Origin of the sequence: Pseudomonas sp. 2822-15, from assembly GCF_002742515.1 — a bacterium.
GTDB classification, from domain to species: Bacteria; Pseudomonadota; Gammaproteobacteria; order Pseudomonadales; family Pseudomonadaceae; genus Aquipseudomonas; species Aquipseudomonas salomonii.
This window is the reverse complement of the sequence record NZ_LJRY01000094.1, coordinates 1-253: the sequence shown is the minus strand read 5'-3', so window position 1 is coordinate 253 and position 253 is coordinate 1. Positions and strand designations below refer to the sequence as shown.

Annotated in this window: 1 protein-coding gene; it reads left to right on the top strand. The window is 34.4% G+C overall.

The annotated features are described in order from the left end of the window. A partial coding sequence (locus AOA59_RS00530; RefSeq protein ID WP_143522730.1) for an inositol monophosphatase family protein occupies positions 1-241 on the top strand: 241 nt, incomplete at its 5' end. Positions 242-253: the final 12 nt, after the last annotated feature.

The window sequence follows — 253 nt, the reverse complement described above, 5'->3', positions numbered from 1 at the left end:
TATCTGGATATTAGATCCTATTGATGGGACAGTAAATTTCGTGCATCAAGAATGTTTTTTTGCAATTTCTTTAGGCATTTATCAAGACGGTGTAGGAATAATTGGTGTTGTGTACGATGTCATGAGTGATGAAATTTTTACTGCGATAAAAGGACAAGGTGCATATGTAAATGAGAGAAAACTACCAGTTTTGCAGAATGTATCATTAGAGGAATCTATCATAAGTGTAAATGCGGGGTAGATCCTTAAAGAT